Annotated in this window: 16 protein-coding genes and 1 pseudogene; 13 read left to right on the forward strand and 4 right to left on the reverse strand. The window is 76.3% G+C overall.

The genetic code is table 11. The features are described from left to right. Positions 1 to 152 precede the first annotated feature (152 nt). Positions 153 to 1397: a PucR family transcriptional regulator gene (locus ACZ56B_RS09775; RefSeq protein WP_468788081.1), complete on the reverse strand. Its 1245-nt coding sequence runs from the start codon at positions 1395 to 1397 to the stop codon at positions 153 to 155. Continuing rightward, entirely contained in the window at positions 1394 to 1549 is a 156-nt protein-coding gene (locus ACZ56B_RS09780) for a hypothetical protein (RefSeq protein WP_468788082.1), read from the reverse strand. Before ACZ56B_RS09780 ends, ACZ56B_RS09775 begins: the two co-directional genes overlap by 4 nt. Before the next feature lie 203 nt (positions 1550 to 1752). Between ACZ56B_RS09780 and pgfA the strand changes: the two genes are divergently transcribed. From pgfA to ACZ56B_RS09825, 9 genes are all read left to right on the forward strand, one after another. Continuing rightward, positions 1753 to 2739 (forward strand): cell envelope lipid trafficking protein PgfA, encoded by a 987-nt coding sequence (gene pgfA, locus ACZ56B_RS09785; RefSeq protein WP_468788083.1) that lies wholly within the window; start codon positions 1753 to 1755, stop codon positions 2737 to 2739. Between the two features lie 175 nt (positions 2740 to 2914). Next, positions 2915 to 4090 carry a glycosyltransferase family 4 protein gene (locus ACZ56B_RS09790; protein WP_468788084.1) on the forward strand — a complete coding sequence of 392 codons (1176 nt, stop codon included), beginning with the start codon at positions 2915 to 2917 and terminating at the stop codon, positions 4088 to 4090. Beyond that, on the forward strand, positions 4087 to 4863 hold the full coding sequence (locus ACZ56B_RS09795) for a class I SAM-dependent methyltransferase (RefSeq protein WP_468788085.1): 777 nt from the start codon (positions 4087 to 4089) through the stop codon (positions 4861 to 4863). The genes ACZ56B_RS09790 and ACZ56B_RS09795 overlap by 4 nt, the downstream gene beginning before the upstream one ends. Next, a complete protein-coding gene (locus ACZ56B_RS09800) occupies positions 4860 to 9197 on the forward strand; it encodes an alpha-(1->3)-arabinofuranosyltransferase domain-containing protein (protein ID WP_468788121.1) in 4338 nt (1445 codons plus the stop codon). Before ACZ56B_RS09795 ends, ACZ56B_RS09800 begins: the two co-directional genes overlap by 4 nt. After that, positions 9194 to 10486 carry a condensation protein gene (locus ACZ56B_RS09805; protein WP_468788086.1) on the forward strand — a complete coding sequence of 431 codons (1293 nt, stop codon included), beginning with the start codon at positions 9194 to 9196 and terminating at the stop codon, positions 10484 to 10486. The genes ACZ56B_RS09800 and ACZ56B_RS09805 overlap by 4 nt, the downstream gene beginning before the upstream one ends. Before the next feature lie 98 nt (positions 10487 to 10584). Then, on the forward strand, positions 10585 to 11292 hold the full coding sequence (locus tag ACZ56B_RS09810; RefSeq protein WP_468788123.1) for a class I SAM-dependent methyltransferase: 708 nt from the start codon (positions 10585 to 10587) through the stop codon (positions 11290 to 11292). A gap of 15 nt (positions 11293 to 11307) precedes the next feature. Continuing rightward, the gene (locus ACZ56B_RS09815; protein ID WP_468788087.1) at positions 11308 to 12324 is read left to right on the forward strand and encodes a hypothetical protein; all 1017 of its coding nucleotides are present in this window, start codon (positions 11308 to 11310) and stop codon (positions 12322 to 12324) included. Next, positions 12230 to 12574 (forward strand): Trm112 family protein, encoded by a 345-nt coding sequence (locus ACZ56B_RS09820; protein ID WP_468788088.1) that lies wholly within the window; start codon positions 12230 to 12232, stop codon positions 12572 to 12574. The genes ACZ56B_RS09815 and ACZ56B_RS09820 overlap by 95 nt, the downstream gene beginning before the upstream one ends. Then, positions 12571 to 13413: an FkbM family methyltransferase gene (locus ACZ56B_RS09825; protein WP_468788089.1), complete on the forward strand. Its 843-nt coding sequence runs from the start codon at positions 12571 to 12573 to the stop codon at positions 13411 to 13413. Before ACZ56B_RS09820 ends, ACZ56B_RS09825 begins: the two co-directional genes overlap by 4 nt. A gap of 6 nt (positions 13414 to 13419) precedes the next feature. Here ACZ56B_RS09825 and ACZ56B_RS09830 read toward each other — a convergent pair whose 3' ends face one another. Together ACZ56B_RS09830 and ACZ56B_RS09835 are read right to left on the reverse strand one after the other, a co-directional pair. Next, positions 13420 to 14298, reverse strand: coding sequence for an ATP-grasp domain-containing protein (locus tag ACZ56B_RS09830; RefSeq protein WP_468788125.1), 879 nt, complete (start codon positions 14296 to 14298; stop codon positions 13420 to 13422). 56 nt (positions 14299 to 14354) lie between these two features. Next, positions 14355 to 14510: a hypothetical protein gene (locus ACZ56B_RS09835; RefSeq protein WP_468788090.1), complete on the reverse strand. Its 156-nt coding sequence runs from the start codon at positions 14508 to 14510 to the stop codon at positions 14355 to 14357. 497 nt (positions 14511 to 15007) lie between these two features. Between ACZ56B_RS09835 and ACZ56B_RS09840 the strand changes: the two are divergent. The 4 genes and pseudogenes from ACZ56B_RS09840 to ACZ56B_RS09855 form a co-directional block, all read left to right on the forward strand. Beyond that, a pseudogene (locus ACZ56B_RS09840) lies at positions 15008 to 15679 on the forward strand (trypsin-like serine protease); the annotation flags it as partial. A gap of 41 nt (positions 15680 to 15720) precedes the next feature. Then, a complete protein-coding gene (locus ACZ56B_RS09845; RefSeq protein ID WP_468788129.1) occupies positions 15721 to 16014 on the forward strand; it encodes a hypothetical protein in 294 nt (97 codons plus the stop codon). Between the two features lie 801 nt (positions 16015 to 16815). Beyond that, the gene (locus tag ACZ56B_RS09850; protein WP_468788091.1) at positions 16816 to 18270 is read left to right on the forward strand and encodes an acyl-CoA synthetase; all 1455 of its coding nucleotides are present in this window, start codon (positions 16816 to 16818) and stop codon (positions 18268 to 18270) included. Next, positions 18263 to 19681, forward strand: coding sequence for a carboxyl transferase domain-containing protein (locus ACZ56B_RS09855; RefSeq protein WP_468788092.1), 1419 nt, complete (start codon positions 18263 to 18265; stop codon positions 19679 to 19681). Before ACZ56B_RS09850 ends, ACZ56B_RS09855 begins: the two co-directional genes overlap by 8 nt. The last annotated feature ends 101 nt before the right edge of the window (positions 19682 to 19782 follow it).

The following is a 19782-nucleotide window of genomic DNA, read 5'->3' on the forward strand; positions in this document are numbered from 1 at the left end:
ACCCCCCCCACCTCTCCCCCACCCCCCTCCCCCTCCCCCCCCCCCCCCCCCCCCCCCCCCCCCCCCCCCCCCCCCCCCCCCCCCCCCCCCCCCCCCCCCCCCCGGGGGCCGGGGCGCGGCGCTCGTGCCGCGGCGGTCGCGCCGCCCGCCGGTCACCGCGGGCGGGGGTCCCCGAGCGTGCCGCGGAGCCGCTGGGCCCTGAGGACCAGTTCCAGTTCGAAGCGGCGGTCCGGGTCGTCGATCTCGCCGCCCCACAACTCGCGGATCTGCCGCAGCCGGTAGCGGACGGTCTGGGGGTGGACACCGAGCCGTGCCGCCACCTCCGGCGCTCCGCCCCGGGTCTCCAGCCACGCCAGCAGCGTCTCCGCGAGCCGCCGCCCGTGCGTGGGGCCGCAGTGGGCCAGCGGGGCCAGGCAGCGCAGCGCGAGGTCGTCGATCAGCTCCTCCGGCTGGAGCAGCACCAGCGCCTCGGTGTGCTCGGTGCAGTGCAGCACCTCTCCGGTCGGCAGCAGCTTCCGCTCCATCAGGCGCAGCGCGGCCTCCGCCCAGCGCAGCGACTTCGCCGCGTCGGCGAGCGCCACCGGCGGTCCGATCGCCCCGGACCAGCCGGCGAGCGCGCGGTGCAGCAGTTCGGGCCGGCCGGCCGCGTCCGGGTCGGGGACGACCATGCGGGGCTGCTCGTAGTCCATGTCGAGCAGCACGTCCTGTCCCACGGCGGGCGCCACCGCCTCCCGCGCCGGGCGCAGCAGCACGCCGACGGCGACCTTCCCGGGCAGCGGCCAGCCGATCCGCGCGGCCTGCTCGGCCAGCGCGTCGGCCGGGTCGCCCCGGTGCTGTTCGGTGAACAGCAGTTCCATCAGCCGGCGTTGCAGCCGCAGCAGTTCCCCCGCCTGCCGGGCGGCGGCCTCGGCGTATCCCCGCACGGACTGGTCGACCAGGCCGTCGAGGTACTCGTAGCCCGCGTCGACCAGTTCGTACATGGCGGGCGGGGGCAGGTCGACGCGCTGGCCGATGTCGGCGAAGCAGCGCCAGGCCAGGCGGACGCCCAGGCGGTAGATCGCCTGGAGGGAGTCCAGCGACCGTCCGTGCAGGCCCTCGCCGCGGCCGAACTCCTGGAAGACGTCGGGCGGTACGGTCGGCCGCCCCTCGGGGTAGTCCTCGTGCGCCAGGTGCCGGACGAAGACCTCGATGGCGCGGCGGACGCCGACGAGGCCCTTGGGGTGGCCGGAGTCGTCGAAGAAGACGGGCAGTTCGGGGTACTCGCGCCGGATCTCGCTCATGATGTGCTCGGCGAGCGCGGGCGCCTCCGCCAGGGCGATCTCGGCGAACCGGAGCACCTGGTGGCGTGGTACGTCCCGCCACGCGGAACGGGCCGTGGCGGTCCTGGAGGCGGTCACGGCCCGGCGCTCCCGGCCTGTTCGTAGGTGATCATGGGGGTGTTCGGCTGGTCGGGCCCGGCTTCGAGCAGGGCGACCACGCCGAGGGCGGCGCCGACGGCGAGGGCCGCGGCGAGCGCGACCGTCAGTGCGGCGGCGAGCAGTCTGGACATCGCAGGGTCAGCCTCTCTGTCGGGAGGTTCCCCACCCCCGCACCGTGACCGACCGCCCCTGTCCGTGTCGGTCCCAGTGTCGGCATGGCGTTGACACCCCGTCAAGAGGGGGCCTACGGTTCCCGGCCCATACGTCCCGCGCACATTCCTCCACGGTTTCGGCCGTTCCGCGTCGAGCCGTCCCGAGCCCCTGGAGCGCCCGGATGCGCCGTAGAACTTCCCCGTCCTCCCTGGTCCTGCTGGGTGCGGGCACCTTCCTGCTGGTGCTGGCACCGCTGCTGGCGTGGTACGTGCACCCCCGCGCCGCGGTGAACCCGATCGACATCGACACCACCGCCGTCTACACCGGCCGGGGCAGCGTCTTCGACACCGACCGGGTGGAGACGGTGCCCGACCGGAGGATCACCATCACCCAGCGGGTGCGCGGCGACGTCGCGGACAGCGAGCGCAGCGGGAACGCCGTGTGGGACGTGGTCACCACGGTCGACACGGACGAGTCCCTGCCGGCCGCCGACCCGCACGACGCGCTGGCCTTCACCCCGCACCGCTGGGTGCTGGACCGCAGGACCACCCGGCCCGTGCACTGCTGCGAGGAGACGCCGCGCATCGAGGGCGAGGCGTACCTGAAGTTCCCCTTCGACGTGCAGAAACGCTCCTACCAGTGGTGGGACAACACCCTCGGCGACACGGTCGTCATGCGCTACCGGGGCACCGCGAAGGTCCAGGGCTACACGGGCTACCGGTTCACCGCCTCGGTGCCGCCGACGCGGTCGGGCACCCGGATGGTGCCGGGCAGCCTCGTCGGCCTGCCGGACCGACCGCAGGTGCTGGCCGAGGAGTGGTACGCCAACCACGGCATCGAGCTGGTCGTGGACCAGCGCACGGGCCGGGTGCTCCGCGCGCGGACCGGTCCGAAGCAGACCCTGCGGGCGCCGGGCGGGGACGAGGACGCGGCCGTCCTGCTGGACGCCGAGAAGGTCGTGTTCACGGAGCGGACCCAGAAGGAGGCCGTCCGCCAGGCCGAGAGCGACAGCAGCCGGCTGCGCCTGCTGGGCGAGACCCTGCCGGCCGGCGCGGCGGTGGCGGGGGGCCTGCTCGCGGTGGCCGGAGGAGTGCTGGTGGCCCGCGGCCGGAGGGAAGGGGAAAACCCCGGAACGCCCGGTATGCCGCATTCCGCGCTCACGAAGTGACAGGGCGTCAGCTTCAACAAAGCCGAAAATTGTCACGTTCATGAGTAGCCGTGGGGAACGGCTGGGCGAAAACTGTGCACCCCCACCCCAGCACAGTCCGGCCCCTCCCCGTCCGCGGCCCACGGCGCCCCACCGCCTCCGACTTCCCCACTCCCAGAGACGAGTTGGAGCAACGATGCCCCAGCACGTACCGTCCTCCCCCCCGCTCCCGGCCTCCGCCGGGCGGGGGGACGCCCACCGCGCCGCGTCCCCCAGCGCGCCGCGGCCGCCCGCCCCTCCCCGCCGGATCGTCTTCCTCGCCCACCGCGACCTGGGCAATCCGTCGGCGGGGGGCTCCGAACTCCTCGTCGACCGGCTCGCCGACGGACTGACCCGGCTCGGCCACCAGGTCACCCTGCTGTGCGGAGGGCCCGCGTCCTTCCGTGACTACCGGGTGGTGTCGGCGGGCGGCACGTACGGTCACTACCTGCGCGCCCCGTCCGCCTTCGCCCGCCAGGTCGGCGACTGCGACCTGCTGGTCGAGGTGTGCAACGGCGTGCCGTACCTGGCGCCGCTGTGGCACCGCGGACCCACCCTGTGCCTGGTCAACCACGTGCACACCGACCTGTGGCCGATGCGCTTCGGCGGCCCGCTGGCCCCGGCCGCGCGGATCGGGCGCCGGCTCGAGCACTGGGCGCTGACCGGCGCGCACCGGCGCGGGCCGGTGGTCGCCGTCTCCCCGTCGACCGCGCACGCCCTGCACGGGCTCGGCGTGCCGAGGGAACGGATCCGGATCGTGCACAACGGTGTGGAGGAGCCGGGCCCGCGCACCGCCCGTTCCCCGCGGCCCCTGTTCGTGGCCGTGGGCCGGCTCGTCGAGTACAAGCGCATCGACCTGCTGCTGAGGCTGTGGGAGCGGGTGCGGCCGGTCACCGGCGGCCGGCTGGTGATCGTCGGCGACGGTCCCGAGCGGGACCGGCTGGAGCGCCTGGCCGGCCCGGACGTCGAGTTCACCGGGCACGTGTCCGAGGCGGACAAGCACCGCCTGCTGTGCGCGGCCTGGCTGCTGCTGCACCCGTCCGCGGTCGAGGGGTGGGGGCTGGTCGTCACCGAGGCGGCCGTCCGCGGCACCCCGGCGATCGCCTTCGACGTCCCCGGCCTGCGGGACTCCGTGGTGGACGGCACGACCGGCGTGCTGGCCCGGGGCGAGTCCTCGTTCGCGGCGGCCTGGTGCACCCTCGCGCTGTCCGCGGACCGCCGGGAGCCGATGGGCGAGGCGGCCCGCGACCGCGCCGCCCGCTTCCGCTGGGACCGCACGGTGCGGCAGTTCCGGGCGGTGGCGGCCGAGGCCGTGGGAGGCCGGCGGCCGTGAGCACCGGCGGACTCCCCGGCCGGGCGGGGCCGGGAACCGGGCGGGGACCGAAGGACCCGTCGCTGCGCAGGTCCCTCGCCCTCTTCCGGGCCTTCCTGCGCGAGCAGGACGACCCCGACGCCTGCTACGCGCTGCTCGCCCGGGACGCCGCCGACCAGGTCGAGGCGTACGACGGGCCGGTGGCCGGGCGGGTGGTGGCGGACGTCGGCGGCGGCAGCGGCCACTTCACCGAGGAGTTCCGCGCCCGCGGCGCGCACGCCTACCTGTTCGAGCCCGACGTGCGGGAGCTCGCCGGGAAGCCGCCCGAGGGGACGGTGGTCGCGGACGGCTACCTGCTGCCGCTGGCCGACGGGTCCGCGGACGTCACGTTCTCCTCCAACGTCCTGGAGCACGTGGCCGATCCGCGGACCTTCCTCAGCGAGCTGGTCCGGGTGACCCGGCCGGGCGGGCTGATCTACGTGTCGTTCACCAACTGGCTGTCCCCCTGGGGCGGTCACGAGTGGGCCCCCTGGCACTACCTGGGGGCCGAGCGGGCCCGGGCCCGCTACCGGCGCCGCACCGGCAGGCCGGCCAAGCACACGCTCGGCGAGAACCTCTTCCCCGTGCACATCGGCACCACCCTGCGGCACGTGCGCGCCCGCGACGACGTGCGGATCGTCTCGGCGCGCTCCCGCTACTGGCCGTTCCTCCCCGAGGCCGTGGTCAAGGTGCCCGGCCTGCGCGAGTTCGCCACCTGGAACCTCCTCCTCATCCTCCGGCGGTGTCCCGTATGACGACCATGGCCCAGGCTCCCCCTCCGGCAGCCGTCCCCCGCGCCCCGGGTTCCGCGGACCCTCCTTGGGGCCCGCGGTCGCGGCGCTGGCTGCTGGGCTTCTGGGCCGTGGTGTTCGTGCTGTTCCTCGCGGTGCGGCCCGGCCGGCAGACCTTCGACACCAAGCTCGGCGTCACCGTCGACCCCGGGCAGTTCCTCGCCGACCTCGGCCGGCTGTGGCACGACCGGGGATCGTTCGGCGGGATCTCCGACCAGTACGTCGGCTACCTGTGGCCGATGCTGCCGTTCCACTGGGTGTGCGACCTCGTGCACCTGCCGGTGTGGCTGGCGGAGCGGCTGTGGATGTCGCTGATCGTGTCGGTCGCGTTCTGGGGCGCGCTGCGCCTGGCGGAGCGGCTGCGCGTGGGCGGCGGGGCGTCCCGGCTGCTCGCGGCGGCGGCGTACGCGCTGTGGCCGGTGTTCACCACGGTGATCGGTTCCACGTCGGCCGCCGCGCTGCCGGGGGCGTTCCTGCCCTGGGTGCTGCTGCCGCTGGCGGACGAGCGGTACGCGGCCCGGGTCGCGGCGCTGCGCTCGGCGCTGCTCGTGCCGTTCATGGGCGGGGTCAACGCGGCCTCGACGCTGGCGTCCCTGCTGCCCGTCGGCCTGTACCTGCTCTCCCGTCCGCCGGGCCCGCGCCGGTGGAGACTGATCGCCTGGTGGGCGCCCGCGGTGGCGGTGGCGACGGCCTGGTGGTGGATCCCGCTGCTGCTGCTCGGGATCCACGGCGAGAACTTCCTCCCCTACATCGAGACCGCGCGGACCACGACCGACACCATGGCGGCGACGGAGGCGCTGCGCGGCGCCGGGAACTGGGTGGCCTACCTCCACTTCGGTGAGGCGTGGCTGCCGGCCGGCTGGACCGTGGCCTCCTCGGCGCTCGTGATCGTCTGCTCGGCGCTCGCGGCCGGACTCGGCCTCGCCGGGATCGCCCGGCGGGACGTGCCGGAGCGGCGCTGGCTGGTGCTGACCGTGCTGGTGACGGCACTGGTGCTGCTCGCCGGGTACGGCGGCGCGGCCGGCGCCCCGTTCCACTCGGTGGTGCAGGACTGGCTGGACGGCTGGGCGGCGCCGTTCCGCAACGTCTACAAGTTCCAGACGGGACTGGCGCTGGCGCTCGTGCTGGGCCTGGCGCACCTGGCGGGCACGGCCGCCGGGGCGCGCGGGACCCACCGGGCGCGCGGGCGGCGGTCCGCCCCGCTGGTCGCCGCGGTGCTGGTCCTGCCGGGACTGCTGTGGCCGTACCTCAACGGCTCGATCCTCGCGCCGGGTTCGTTCCGGGAGATCCCCGCGTACTGGCGGGCCACGGCCGACTGGCTGGAGAAGCACTCCCCCGACGCGCGCGCCCTGGTGGTCCCGGCCACCGCGCACGGCATCCACACCTGGGGGTCGACCATCGACCAGCCGCTGGACGTGGTCGCCGGGTCGCGCTGGGCGCAGCGCGACTACGTGCCCTTCGGCACCCCCGGCAACCGGCGCGCGATGGACGCGGTCGAGCAGGCCCTGCTGACCGGCGCCGCGGTGCCGGGGCTCGCCGACTACCTGAGCCGGGCCGGGATCTCCCACGTCGTCGTCCGGGGCGACCTCGACCCGGACCAGATCGGGTACGTCCCCACCGCGACGGTCAGGCGCACCCTGGAGCAGTCCGGGTACGAGCGGGTCACCGGCCTCGGCCCGGTCATGACCGGCGGAGTGATCGCGGACGGCACCCCGCTCCAGGTCGAGGGCCTGTACCCGCGGCAGCGGGCGGTGGAGATCTACCGCCCGGCCGGCGCGGACGTCCCGCGGCCCGGGCAGGCCGGACTGCTGCCGATCGCCGACACCGCCGTGGTCTCCGGCGGCCCCGAGGCGCTGCTGCCGCTCGCGGACCGGCTGCGCGGCCGGCCGGCCGTGCTGACCGGCGACGCCCACCCCGGGCTCGGCACCCCGGCGGTGCAGGTGACCGGCGACGGGATGCGGCGCGCGGACACCCGGTTCGGGCTGGTCAACGCGAACACGTCGTACACGTACACGCGCGACGAGCGCAACGCGCCGGACGCCGCGCAGGGCGCGGGCGAGCCACCGCACCAGATCCTGCCGGTCCGGGGACAGGACCACCAGACGGTGGCCGAGCTGCGCGGCGCCCGCTCGGTGACGGCCTCCTCCTACGGCAACTGGCTGTTCCACCTGCCGCAGTTCGACCCGGTGAACGCCTTCGACGGCAACCCGGACACCGCGTGGGCGGAGGGCTCGGCCGACTCGCCGGACGGGCAGTGGCTGCGCATCGCCTTCGACGGCACCTACGACATGCCGGACTCCCTCGGCGTCACCCCGCTGCCGCAGGACGGCGTGCGGGCGGCGGCGACCCGGGTGCGGGTGGAGACGGAGAAGGGGTCGAAGACCAGTTTCCTGCGCGCCAACGGGACCGAGCAGCAGATCGCGGCGCCCGCGGGCGCGACGGGCTGGATGAAGCTGACGATCGTCGGCTCGACGGCCGAGCGCGCCGGGCTGACCGGCGCCGGCTTCTCCGAGGTCGACCTGCCCGACGTGCGGGTGACCCGGCTGCTGCGGCTGCCCGCCGACGCGGAGAAGTCCGCCGCCGCCACCGAGGTGGTCTCCCTGCACCGCGCCGCCGACCCCACGGGGCTGTCCGCCGTGGGCACCGAGGCGGGGCTGCACCGCCGGTTCACCACCGGCGCGGCGGGGACGTACGAGGTGGCGGCGCGCGCGGTGGCGGTGCCGGGCGAGGCGCTGGACCGGCTGCTGTACGAGGTGGCGCCCGAGCAGCACAGCCGGATCGTCGCCACCGCCGACTCCACCGCCCGCCTCGGCGCCGGCCTGTCGGCGCGCAACCTCACCGACGGCGACCTGACCACGGCCTGGGTCGCGGGCGACCGCCCGACCGTCCGTCTGAGCTGGGAGGGCGAGCAGCCGGTCGGCGAGCTGGTGCTGGCCCCCGCCGGGGGCCTGTCCGCGCGGGCCGCCGAGGTGCACATCAGCTCCCCGGACGGCGCGGCGATCGCCGAGGTGGACGAGAACGGCTGGGTCCGCTTCCCGCCGATCACCACCGACCGGCTCGACGTCACGGTCACCCGGACCGCCCCGCTCACCCTGCACAACCCGGTCGTCGGCGAGGACCTGCAGCTCCCGGTGGGCCTGACGGAGGCGTACGTCCCGGCGCTCGACGGGTACCGCACCCCGCAGCCCTCCGGCACCCGGGAGGTCTCGCTGGCGTGCGGGAAGGGGCCGGTGCTGGCGGTGGACGACGAGCTGTACGAGACGAGCGTGAAGGGCACGGTGCGGGACCTGGTCGAGCGGCGCCCGATGGAGGTGACGCCCTGCCGGGAGGGCCGCGACGACCGGGAGCTGGAGCTTGCCGCCGGCGAGCACCGGGTCGAGGCCGGTGACGCGGGCCCGCTGGCGGTGACCGAGGTGACCCTGACCCGCGGGACCGTGCCGCGGGCCTCGGAGTCCGGGCGCCAGTTGAAGATCCGGGACTGGCTCGGCGACCGGCGCGAGGTCACCGTCGGCTCGGGCGCGGCCTCGTACCTCACCACCTACCAGAACCACAACGACGGCTGGAAGGCCACCCTGAACGGCGAGGAGCTGACACCGCTGCGGCTGGACGGCTGGCAGCAGGGCTGGCGGATCCCGGCGGGCGCGGGCGGCACGGTGAAGCTGTCCTACGAGCCGGCCACGACGTACGACGCCGGGCTGATCGGCAGCGGCATCGGGATCGCGGTGCTGATCGGGCTGGCGCTGTGGCGCCGGAACGCCGGGAACCCCGACGGGCCCCAGCCGGTCCCCCCGCCGCCCGGCGTGTGGCTCGGCACGGTGGCGCTGACGCTGGCCGGCGTGGTGATCGCGGGCTGGTGGGCGCTGCTGGTCCCGGCGCTGGCGCTGCTCGCACGGCGGCGGCCCGCGCTGCTGGCGCCGGTCGCGTTCGGGGCCCTCGCGGGAGCGGGCGCCGCGGCGGCGCTCGGGGCCGGGGAACCGGTGGGCGCCGGCACCGGGGCGTACGGGCACGTGGCCCAACTGCTCGCACTGACCGGCCTGTTCGCCGGCCTGGTGAGCCTCGGGGCGGCGCGCGGGACCCAGGGTCCGGCGCGGGGACCGGACGGACGCGGGGACGAGTCGGGACCGACGGCGGTGCTGCCGCCGGCACCCGCGACCGCGGGCGGTCCCCCCGCACCGGGAACGGGAGTGCCGGGGGTGTCGGGGGTGTCGCCCGCTCCCCACACGCACCCCGCGCCGCCCCTGCCCGCCCCGCGGCCGCCCGGGGCGCCGGGCGGCGCCGGGAAGGACGGCTCCGCATGACCGCACCCCCGCGCGTCCCCTTCCCCGTCGTCGACGAGGTCTCCCGGCACTGCCTGCAGGAGGCGGAGCCGGAGACCGTCCTCATCGAGGTGCACCTCCCCGGGCGCCTGGACCACGGCCGCCTGCGCAAGGCGTTCACGGAGGCCCTGCGCCGGCACCCGCGCGTCCTCGTGCGCGAGGCGCCGGGCCCCTGGCACCGGCGCCGCTACGAGTGGGAGCTGACCGACGAGCCGGACGTGGAGGCGGTGCGCTTCCCGTCCCCGGGTCCGGACGCCCTGCGGGAAGCCCGGACCCGGGCCCTGGCCCAGGCGCCCCCGCTCACCGCGTCCCCGCCGGTCCGCCTGGACGCGGTGGACGACGCGGTCGCGGCGGCGGACGGCGGCCGGGGCACCGCCCTCGTCCTCACCGTCCACCACACCGCCCTCGACGGCCCCGCCTGCCTCCGCGTGCTGGCCACCGCCGCCGAGCTGTACGGCGGCCGGGACAACGCCCCGGCCGCCCCGCCCGTGCGCCCTCCCGAGGCACCGCAGGCCCCGCCGGACACCCCCTCTCCCTGGACGCCGCCCGCCCGGGTGGCCCCCGGCACCCCCGGGCGGACCCCCGGCAACGGCCTGCTCCTGGCCGAACTGCCGCTCCCGCGCCGGCCGAAGGGCTCCCCGTACACCGTGAACGACCAGCTCATGGTCGCCACGGCCCGGACGGTCGCCCACTGGAACCGGGAGCACGGGGCGGCCCGCCGCCCCCTGCGCATCACCATGCCGGTGGACGACCGGCCCCGGGACACCACCATGCCGATCGGCAACGGCACCCGGCTGGTGGAGGTGTCCTTCGCCCCGGACGAGCTGGACACGGCCGGGACGCCCGAGCTGCTGCGCCGCACCGCCCTGCGCACCCGGGCCCTGAAGGCCCTCCCCCGGCCCCAGCTCGGCCACGGCGCCGCCCTGCTCACCGCGCCCTGGGCACCGGTCGCCTGCCGCGCCGCCCTCACCCGCGCCCTGCGCCGGGCGGCGGCGCCCTGGACCTCGACCACGCTGCTCAGCAACATCGGGCGGATCCCGTACCCGCTGGACTTCGGCGAGGAGGCCGGGCGGGCGCACGCCGTGTGGTTCTCGGCGCCGGCCCGGATGCCCCGCGGCCTCACCTTCACCACCGCCTCCACCGCGGGCCGGCTCCACCTGGCCCTGCGCTGGTCCCGCACCCTGCTCGGCCCCGACGACGGCGCCCGGCTGCGCGACCTCTTCGCGCACCACCTGCACGCCACGGAGGACACCACGGAGGCGACCGCGTGACGACCCGACCGGCCGCACCGGCCGCATCGAACCCACCGACCCCACCGACCCCACCGACCCCACCGGCCGCGCCGGCCGCCGCGCCCCCGCCCCGCGGCCTGCGGGACTTCTACGAGAACCCCGCCGTCCCGGTGGCCTCCGGCCCCGCCCGCAGCCGCCGCCAGGCCCGCATGCTGGCCCGGGCGCTCGGCCCGGCCGGCGCCGGGGGCCCGCGGACGGTCCTCGACATCGGCTGCGGCGACGGCTCCGCCGCGGCCACCGCCGCCCCCTTCCTGCGCGGCCACCGCCTCGTCGGCGTCGACTGGTCCCAGGACGCCCTGGCCCGCGCCCGCACCCGGCTGCGGTACGCGGTGCGCGGCGAACTCACCGGGGGCGGGCTGCCGTTCGCCTCCGCGTCGGCCGACGCGGTCCTCTTCAGCGAGGTGCTCGAGCACCTCGTCGACCCGGACGCGGCGCTCGACGAGATCCGCCGCGTGCTGCGCCCCGGCGGCCACCTGATGCTGTCCACCCCGAACCTGGCCGCCTGGTACAACCGGGTGCTGCTGCTGGCCGGGGTGCAGCCGGTGTTCTCCGAGGTCAGCCTGCGCGGCATCCACGGCCGGCCGGGCACCGAGGTGGTCGGTCACCTGCGGCTCTACACGGCCCGCGCCCTGCGGGAGTTCGTCGCCGCGTCCGGCTTCACCGTGGTGCGCCTGGAGGGCGCCCCCTTCCACGGGGTCCCGCGCCTCCTGCGGCCGCTGGACCGGCTGGCCTGCGCCGGCCCCTCGCTCGCGTCGATCCTGCTGCTGCACGCGCGGAAGACGTGAGGGGGCCGGGGGGTCATGTGGTGGGGAGTGACCGCCGCCCTGCTGGCGAACGTGCTCTACAGCGGCGGGTTCGTGCTGGAGAAGCGGGCGCTCGCCGCCCTGCCCGAGGTGACGGTCCGCCGGCCCGTGCGGCTGCTGCGGCTGGTCCTCGGCAGCCCGCTGTGGATCGGCGGCGCCCTGGCCCTCGCGGCCGGCTTCGCCGCCCAGCTGCTGGTGTACCGCGCGCTGCCGATCGCCGCCGCGCAGGGCCTCTTCGTCTCCGGCCTGGTGCTGCTCGTGCTGCTGTCGGCCCGGCTGCTGGGCGAGAGGACCAGCGGCCGGGAGCGGTACGCCCTGGGCGCCGTCCTGCTCGCGCTGCTGATGGTGGTGCTGTCGCTGCGCGAGGCCGGTCCGGACGCCGACACGGTGGGCCACGCGGCGCCGTACCCGCTGATCCTGCTGGTGTGCGTGCCGTCGCTGGCGACCGGGGTGTGGCTGTACGCCTCCGCCGAGCGCCGGGCCCGCCGCCGCCACCGGCTGCCGACCACGGGCGTCGAGTACGGCGTGGCCGTCGGCCTGCTCTACGGCGTCAGCTCGCTGGCGATCAAGGGGGTGTCGGGCCGCCTGGCCACCGACGGCTTCGTCGGCGCGGTGCCGGCCCTGCTGCTCTCCCCGTACCCGTACCTGCTGCTGTTCACCGGCGCGTTCGGTCTGGTGATGTCGCAGGCGGCGCTCCAGCGCTGCCGGGCCTCGCTGATCGTGCCGGTGTGCACGACCGTCTCCAGTCTGTACTCGGCGGTGCTCGGCACGCCGGCGTTCGGCGAGGAGCTCCCCGACGAGCCGCTGCGGCTGGCGCTGCGCGTCGCGGGCACGGTGCTCGCGGTCGCCGTGCTGCTGGCCATGCCGAAGCACGACGCCGCCCGCCAGCCCGCCTCCCCACCCAAGGAGCTGACCTCCGGTGAATCCCGACGACCCGCTGCTGCGGATCCTGGCCTGCCCGCTCGACAAGGGCCCGCTGCACCTGCTGGCCCCCGCCCCCGGCGCGGACCGTGAGGAGCCCGAGGGGCCCGAGGAGGGGACGGGCGACGGGCGGACGGCGCGGGAGGAGTGCCTGTACAACCCGCGCCTGCGCCGCCGCTACCCGATCGTCGACGGCATCCCGCAGCTGCTGCCCTCCTCCGGGGAGCAGGTCCCTCCGGAGGAGCACGAGAAGCTGCTGACCCTGATGTCCCCCCTGCCTCCCTCGTCCCCGGCGTCCCCTTCTCCCGCGCACCGTCCCGACGTCCCGGGGACGGCGCCGTGACGCCGCCCGCGCGCCGGACCCCGGCCGCCCGCGCGGCGGCCTTCCTGCCCACCCGTGCCGTGGCCCTCGCGGCCCGGACGGTCTACCCCCGCTTCGAGCCCGAGCTGGCCCGGCTCGCCGACCTGTGCCCGCCGGACTGCGACACGGCGGTGGACGTCGGCGGCTGGTACGGCCCCTGGACGCACCGGCTGGCCCGGCGCGCCCGGCGCGTGGTGACCGTCGAACCGGTGCCCCACCTGGCGCGGCTGCTGGCCGCCACCGCCCCGCCGAACGTACGGGTGGTCCGCGCGGCGGCCTCCGACCGCCCCGGCACGGCCCGGCTGTGGCTGCCGCCGGACGACGACGGCGACCGGGGCGTGTCGTCCCTGGTCCGCCGGGACATCCACGGCCACTGCCTGGACGTCACCTGCGTCACGCTGGACGAACTGGGCCTGCGCGACGTCGGCTTCGTGAAGATCGACGTGGACGGCAACGAGCCGGCGGTGCTGCGCGGGGCGAGGGGCGTCCTGGCCCGCGACCGCCCGGCCCTGTTCGTGGAGCTGGAGTCCCGCATCCAGCCCGTGGCCCCCGTGGTGACGTACCTGTCCGGCCTCGGCTACGACGGCTGGGTCCTGCCCGCCGGCACCTGGGTCCCGCTGTCCCGCTTCCCCCTGGAGGCCCACCAGGCCCGCACCTCGTACGTCGTCGCGCACGGCCTGCTCCGCCGGGTCCTGCCGCACGGCCGGCTGCGGGGCCCGCGCTACGTCAACTCGGTGCTGTTCCTCCCCGACGGCCGCCGCCCGGGAGCGGCGCCCGGGGACGACGACGGTTCCCGCGCCCTGCGCGAGGCCCCCCGCTAGGGCGTGTCACCCCGCGGCCCCGAGGACCTCCTCCACCACCCGCTCCGCGGACCCCGGGTGCAGCCACAGGAACAGGTTCGGCTCGACCAGCTCCAGCTCCATCACGCACGGCTCCCCGTCCGGCCCGTCCACCAGGTCGACGCGGGCGTACAGCAGCTCGGGCGCCCCCGGGACGGCGTTCAACGCCTTCTCGGCGACGGCGCGTTCCTCCGGCGTGGGCGTCCAGGCGGTCAGCCCGGGGTGGGCGGTCCGGTGCGCGTCGTAGGGCGTGCCGGGCGTGAGCACCGCGTCCTTGCGGCTGGCGTGCAGCAGGCGCCCGCCGAAGAACTGCAGCGCCCGCTCCCCGGCGGTGTCGATGCCGCGCACGTACGGCTGCACCATCGCGGTGAGCCCCTCGGCGTGCATCCGCCGCACGTGCCGCACGGCCGCGTCGCGCTCCCCGGGCGTGTAGCGGGCGGCGAACCGGGCGCCGGCGCCGGAGGCCGGCTTGACGACGTACTCGTGGTCCTCGCGGCCGTCCGGGAGGGCGACCGGCTCCCCCGGGGCCAGGTAGCGGGTGGGGACGACCGGCACACCGGCCGCCGCCAGGTCGCCGAGGTACCGCTTGTCGGTGTTCCAGCGCACCACGTCCGCCGGATTGGCCAGCCGCGTGGCCCTGCCGCACCGCTCGGCCCACGCGGTGAACTCGGCGGCCCGCCAGCTGTAGTCCCAGGTCGAGCGGATCACCGCGAGGTCGAAGCCGCCCCAGTCGGCCCCCTCGTCGTCCCACGCCACGGCGGACGCCTCGGCCCCGGCCTCCCGGAGCGCCCGCACCAGCCCCGGCAGGTCGCGGTCCTCGGCCACCGAGGGCCCGGGCCGGCAGGTCACGAGCGCGATGCGGGACACGGCGGTCTCCCCCTCTTCGTACGGCTCCCGTACGAACGACTGGTCGAACCGGCAGGCTAGCAACCCGGCTCCCCCACGTCCCTTCCATTTTTCCCGCGCCTGCCGAAGGGGGGCCGGTCGGTGGCGATCTGCCCGGCCTTCGGCCGGAAGGCGCCCCGGTCGATGGGCGGCAGCCTGCCGTCGAGCAGGACGGCACCTTCGGAACACCCCATTTCTCCGCTTGGGGAGGACCTGATGAAAAGCGGGTGAGATCCCGCGAGGCGACACCTTGCGAACCGGAACCAGATCCGCTCCGGGAAGGGTGCGTCTCCGGCGCGAGCACGGAGGATGCCGCGCTTTCCGGCACCCCCTCCAAGATCACAAGTCAGTAAAAGGGCGCGGCGCACCTTCTCGCCCCTCCTGGAGTGAGCGAGAAGTGCGTGCTTCGGCCGGTTTCCCTATCGCCACGGACAAGAGGAGTGAAGATTCCGCGTCGCGTATCGCGTCAGCCCGCGCGCTGACCACCGCCGGCGTGAGCGTCACGCTCGGCGCCACGAAGAGGCAGGACGATTCCCTCCAGTCCCTCCAGACGGACGTCGCGACCGGAGAGGCACCCTGGTACGCCGCGGAAGACTTCGACCACCCGCGCTCTTCCTGCGGCTGCCGCGCCGCCGAACCCCGAGGCATCGTCCGAAACCCTTCGGGTTCCGCTTCCGGAATGCTCGCCCCCATGCGCCGGGGAACCGGCACATGGCAGTTCCTCACCGATGATCGACTGCCGCGCACCCCACACCGACGACCCCTCTGCCTCCTTTACGCGCTCCGCTTTCCCGGCCCATCGGAAACATGCGCCGGAAAAGGTTCACGCAACCCGAACAAACGAGGATACGACGTGTTCAAATCCCATTCCCGAACGGCGTTGCCGAGTGCGCTGCTCGCCGCTGTCGTTGTCTCCGGTGCCCTCACCGGAAGCACCGCGCAGGCCGTCACCGGGAATTCCGCCGCCGACGGGTCCTTCGCTTTCACGGCCCGCCTGGACATAGGCGACGGCCTGCGCTCCTGCTCCGCCGCACTGATCGCCCCCCAGTGGCTCGCCACCTCGGCCGCCTGCTTCGCCGACGGCCCCGGCAGCGCGCAGGCCGCCCCGGGCAAGCCCCGGTGGAAGACCACGGCCACCATCGGCCGCACCGACCTGACCACCACCGACGGCCAGGTCCAGGAGGTCGTCGAGCTCGTCCCCCGTGCCGACCAAAACCTGGTGCTGGCCCGTCTCTCCTCGCCCACCACCGGCATCACCCCCGTGGCCCTCGCCAGGACCGCGCCCTCCGTAGGCGAGGAACTCACCGCTGCCGGGTTCGGCAGGACCAAGGAGGAATGGTCGCCGTTGAAGCTGCACACCGCGGCGTTCACCGTCGACTCCGTCGCCGCGACAGGACGTCCACCATGCTGTCCGAGAACGCCGACGGCAGAAACCGCTTCGGCTCCGCCAAGGTCACCCTGGCCAGCCCGCCGGGCAATCTGGACGTCAAGCGGATGCAGCTCGTCGTCGGCGACTACGACGGCGACGGACGCGACGACCTCGCCGGCTTCACCCACCTGGCCGACAACGGGGTCACGTTCTGGACCTGGACCGCCCGGCCCGACGCGCTGTTCGACGGCGGTCGCGCCGGTTGGACCGCTCCGGCCACCAGCTGGGTCTACGGCTCCACCAGGCTCGTCGGGACCCACAACAGCTGAGGCGGTCCGCGCGTGTTCGTGACCGTCGAGCGCGGGGCGGCCTCCGCGGAGGGGACCGGGGTCCTCCCCGCCGCGTCGGGACACCTGCCGGCGGCTGCCCGGTCGACGCCCCGTGCGCCTTCCACCGCGCTGACACCGTGTCGGGTACCGAGGAAACACCGGCCCGGCGGAATGACCTGACAGCCGCTCACCGGATCGTCACCGCACGCGGGCCGGCGCCGGCGACCCGTCCGCACCATGCGCGCGCCCCGCTTCCCGGGACCGTCGAAGCGACATCCCGGGAAGCGGGGCGCGCACGCGTGAGCCGGCAGGGCCACGACGTGTTCACGTCCCGTTCCCGGACGGCGGCGCCGAGCGCCCTGCTCGCCGCTGTCGCTGCCCCCGGCGCCCTCACCGGCGGACCGCGCAGGCCACCCCGGGCAGGCCCCCGCGACTCTCCGTCGGGACCGTGCCCTGCGCCGGTGAGGAACCCACCGCTGCCGGGTCGCGGCCGGACCGGGGAAGAACGGTCGTCGTGGGAGCCGCGCACCGCGGCGTCCGCCGCCGGCTCCACCCCCGCCGTCAACGGCGGGACCACCGCAGACGCCACCTGTCCGGCCGCGCGCACGACCTCTCGGGACCGGTTGCGCGGGTCTCGCCGGGTGCCTCCGGGCCGAACGCTCCCCCACAACCGTGCGGGTGCCCCGTGGCACGGCGTGCTGCCCGGTGGTGTGGACGGCGGCGGCCGCGACCGCTTGGGTAGGAGGTCCGGACAGCGACCGCACCACCCCTCACCGGTGACGACGTTCAAGGAGTACGCACGTGTCCCCCCTCTTCCCCGCCCTGTCCGACCCCTCGGCCGCCCACCGGCCCGCCCTGCGGTTCGGCGGGCGCTCGCTGACGTACGGGCGGCTCGCCGCGGCGGCCGGCGCGGTGGCCGCCGGGCTCGGGGCGGCCCGCCGGGTCGCCGTCTGGGCCGTGCCGGAGCCGGAGACCGCGGTGGCCGTGACCGCCGCCCTCGCCGCCGGGGTGCCCGCCGTGCCGCTCAACCCGAGGTCGGGCGGGCAGGAGCTGGCGCACATCCTGGCCGACAGCACCCCGGACCTGGTGCTCACCGCGCCGGGCACCCGGCTCCCGCCGCCCCTGCGGGAGGTGCCCCGCCTCGACGTCGACCCGGACGGCGGGGCCCCGGGCGGGCTGCCCGAGGAGCGCGCGGACGACGAGGACCCGGCCCTGATCGTCTACACCTCCGGCACCACCGGCCCGCCCAAGGGCGCCGTCCTCCCCCGCCGCGCCCTCGCCGCGACCCTGGACGCGCTCGCCGACGCCTGGCGGTGGACCGGCGACGACGTCCTGGTGCACGGACTCCCGCTGTTCCACGTGCACGGGCTCGTCCTCGGCACCCTCGGTCCGCTGCGCCGCGGCGGGTCCGTGCGCCACCTCGGCCGGTTCACCACCGAGGGCGTGGCGCGCGAGCTGAACGACGGCGCGACCATGCTGTTCGGCGTGCCGACGATGTACCACCGGATCGCCGAGGCGCTGCCCGGCGACCCGGAGCTGGTCCGGGCGCTGGCCGGGGCGCGGCTGCTGGTGTCGGGCTCCGCCGCGCTGCCGGCGCACGACCACGAGCGGATCGCGGCGGCGACCGGACGCCGCGTCGTCGAGCGGTACGGCATGACGGAGACCCTGATGAACACCGGTGTCCGCGCGGACGGCGAGGCCCGCCCCGGCACGGTGGGCGTGCCGCTGCCGGGCGTGGAGCTGCGGCTGGTGGAGGAGGACGGGGAGCCGGTGGCGGCGTACGACGGCGAGACGGTCGGCGAGATCCAGGTGCGCGGGCCGAACCTGTTCACCGGGTACCTGAACCGGCCGGACGCCACGGCCGCCGCCTTCACCGCCGACGGCTGGTTCCGCACCGGCGACATGGCGGTGCGCGACCCCGACGGCTCCGTCCGGATCGTCGGCCGCAAGGCCACCGACCTGATCAAGAGCGGGGGTTACAAGATCGGCGCGGGGGAGATCGAGAACGCGCTGCTGGAGCACCCGGGGGTGCGGGAGGCCGCGGTCACCGGGGAACCGGACGCCGACCTGGGCGAGCGGATCGTGGCGTGGGTCGTCCCGGCGGACCCGCAGTCCCCGCCCGCCGCCGCGGAGCTGGCCGACCACGTCGCCCGCCGCCTCGCCCCGCACAAGCGCCCGCGCGTCGTCCACCACCTCGCCTCCCTGCCCCGCAACGACCTGGGCAAGGTCATGAAGCGGGAGCTGCGCCATGGCTGACCCCACCGGACGCCTCCCCGCCCGCGAGGCCGTCGCCCTGGTCACCGACGACTTCCGCGAACTGCCCGCCCCCGCCCGGGAGTCCGCCGTCCCCGACGGCCCCCTCGGCTGGCCCGGCTACGACGCCGCCCGCGCCCGCGCCGCCGCCCGCACCGGCGAGCAGGAGTCCGTGGTCTGCGGTGACGCCCGCGTCGAGGGCACCCGGGCGGTGCTGATCGCGTTCGAGTTCGGTTTCCTCGGCGGCTCGCTCGGCGTGCGCACCGGTGATCGTCTGGAGGCCGCGTACGCCTACGCCCGCGAGCACCGGCTGCCGGTCGTCCCGCTGGTCGCCACCGGCGGCAGCCGGATGCAGGAGGGCATGCTCGCCCTCACCCAGCTCCAGCGCGTGGCCCGCGCGTCGGCGCTCCTGCGGGAGGCGGGGCTGCCGCAGATCGCGGTGGTGCGGGATCCGACGACCGGCGGCGGCTGGGCCACCCTGGGCGCGGGCGCCGACGTGGTCCTCGCCCTGCCCGGGGCCCAGGTCGGCTTCGCCGGCTCACGGGTGCGGCCGGCGGACGCGGACCCGGCGGCGTACACGGCCGAGGCGCAGGTGGCGGCGGGGGCGGCGGACGCGGTGGTGCGGCCCGGGGAGCTGCGGGAGACGCTGGGGCGGTGGCTGCGGCTGCTCACCCGACCGTCGGCCGCGCCGGCCCCGCCGCCCGCGGCCCTGGGCGCACCGGACCTCCCGGCCACCGGCTGGGAGGCCGTCCGGCGCGCCCGCGCGCCGCGCCGCCCGCGCGCCACCGCCTACCTGGACGCCTACTTCGCCCACCGGGTCGCGATCGGCGGCGACCGCTGCGGCGGCACGGACCCCGACGGCATGCTCTGCGGTTTCGGTGAGCACGGGGGCCGCACGGTCGCCTACGCGGCGCAGACCGGGGCGGCGACGCGTCCCGCCGGGTACCGCACCGCCGCCCGGCTGGTCCGGCTCGCGGACCGGCTCGGCATACCGGTGCTGACCCTGGTGGACACGCCGGGCGCGGCCAACGACGCGGAGGCGGAGCGGCAGGGGGCGGGAGCGGCGCTCGCCGACCTGTTCGGCGCGGTGGCCGCCGCCCGCACCCCGGTCACCACGCTCGTCGTCGGCGAGGGCGGTTCGGGCGGCGCGCTGGCCCTGGCCGCCCCCGGCAACACCTGGGCCGTCCCGGACAGTTACTTCTCGGTGATCGCCCCGGAGCTCGCGGCGGCGATCCTCAAGCGCTCCCCGGCCGAGGTGGAGGCGACGGCCGGGCACCTGCGCATCCGGCCGCAGGACCTGGTGGAGCTGGGAGTCGTCCGGGGCGTCGTCGGCCCCGGCCCCGGACGGGGCGGCACGCGTTCCCCGGACCAGGGGGCCCCCGCCCGCGGGGGCACGCACGACGCGGGCGACTGACGGCACGCGCGGTGCGCGGGCGACGGGCCGCGGACCGCGGAGCGCGGACCGCGACCGCACGGGTCCCACCGACGTGTCACCGCGAGGCGGACCCGCGGCCG

Source organism: Streptomyces sp. NPDC034670 (genome assembly GCF_055574875.1).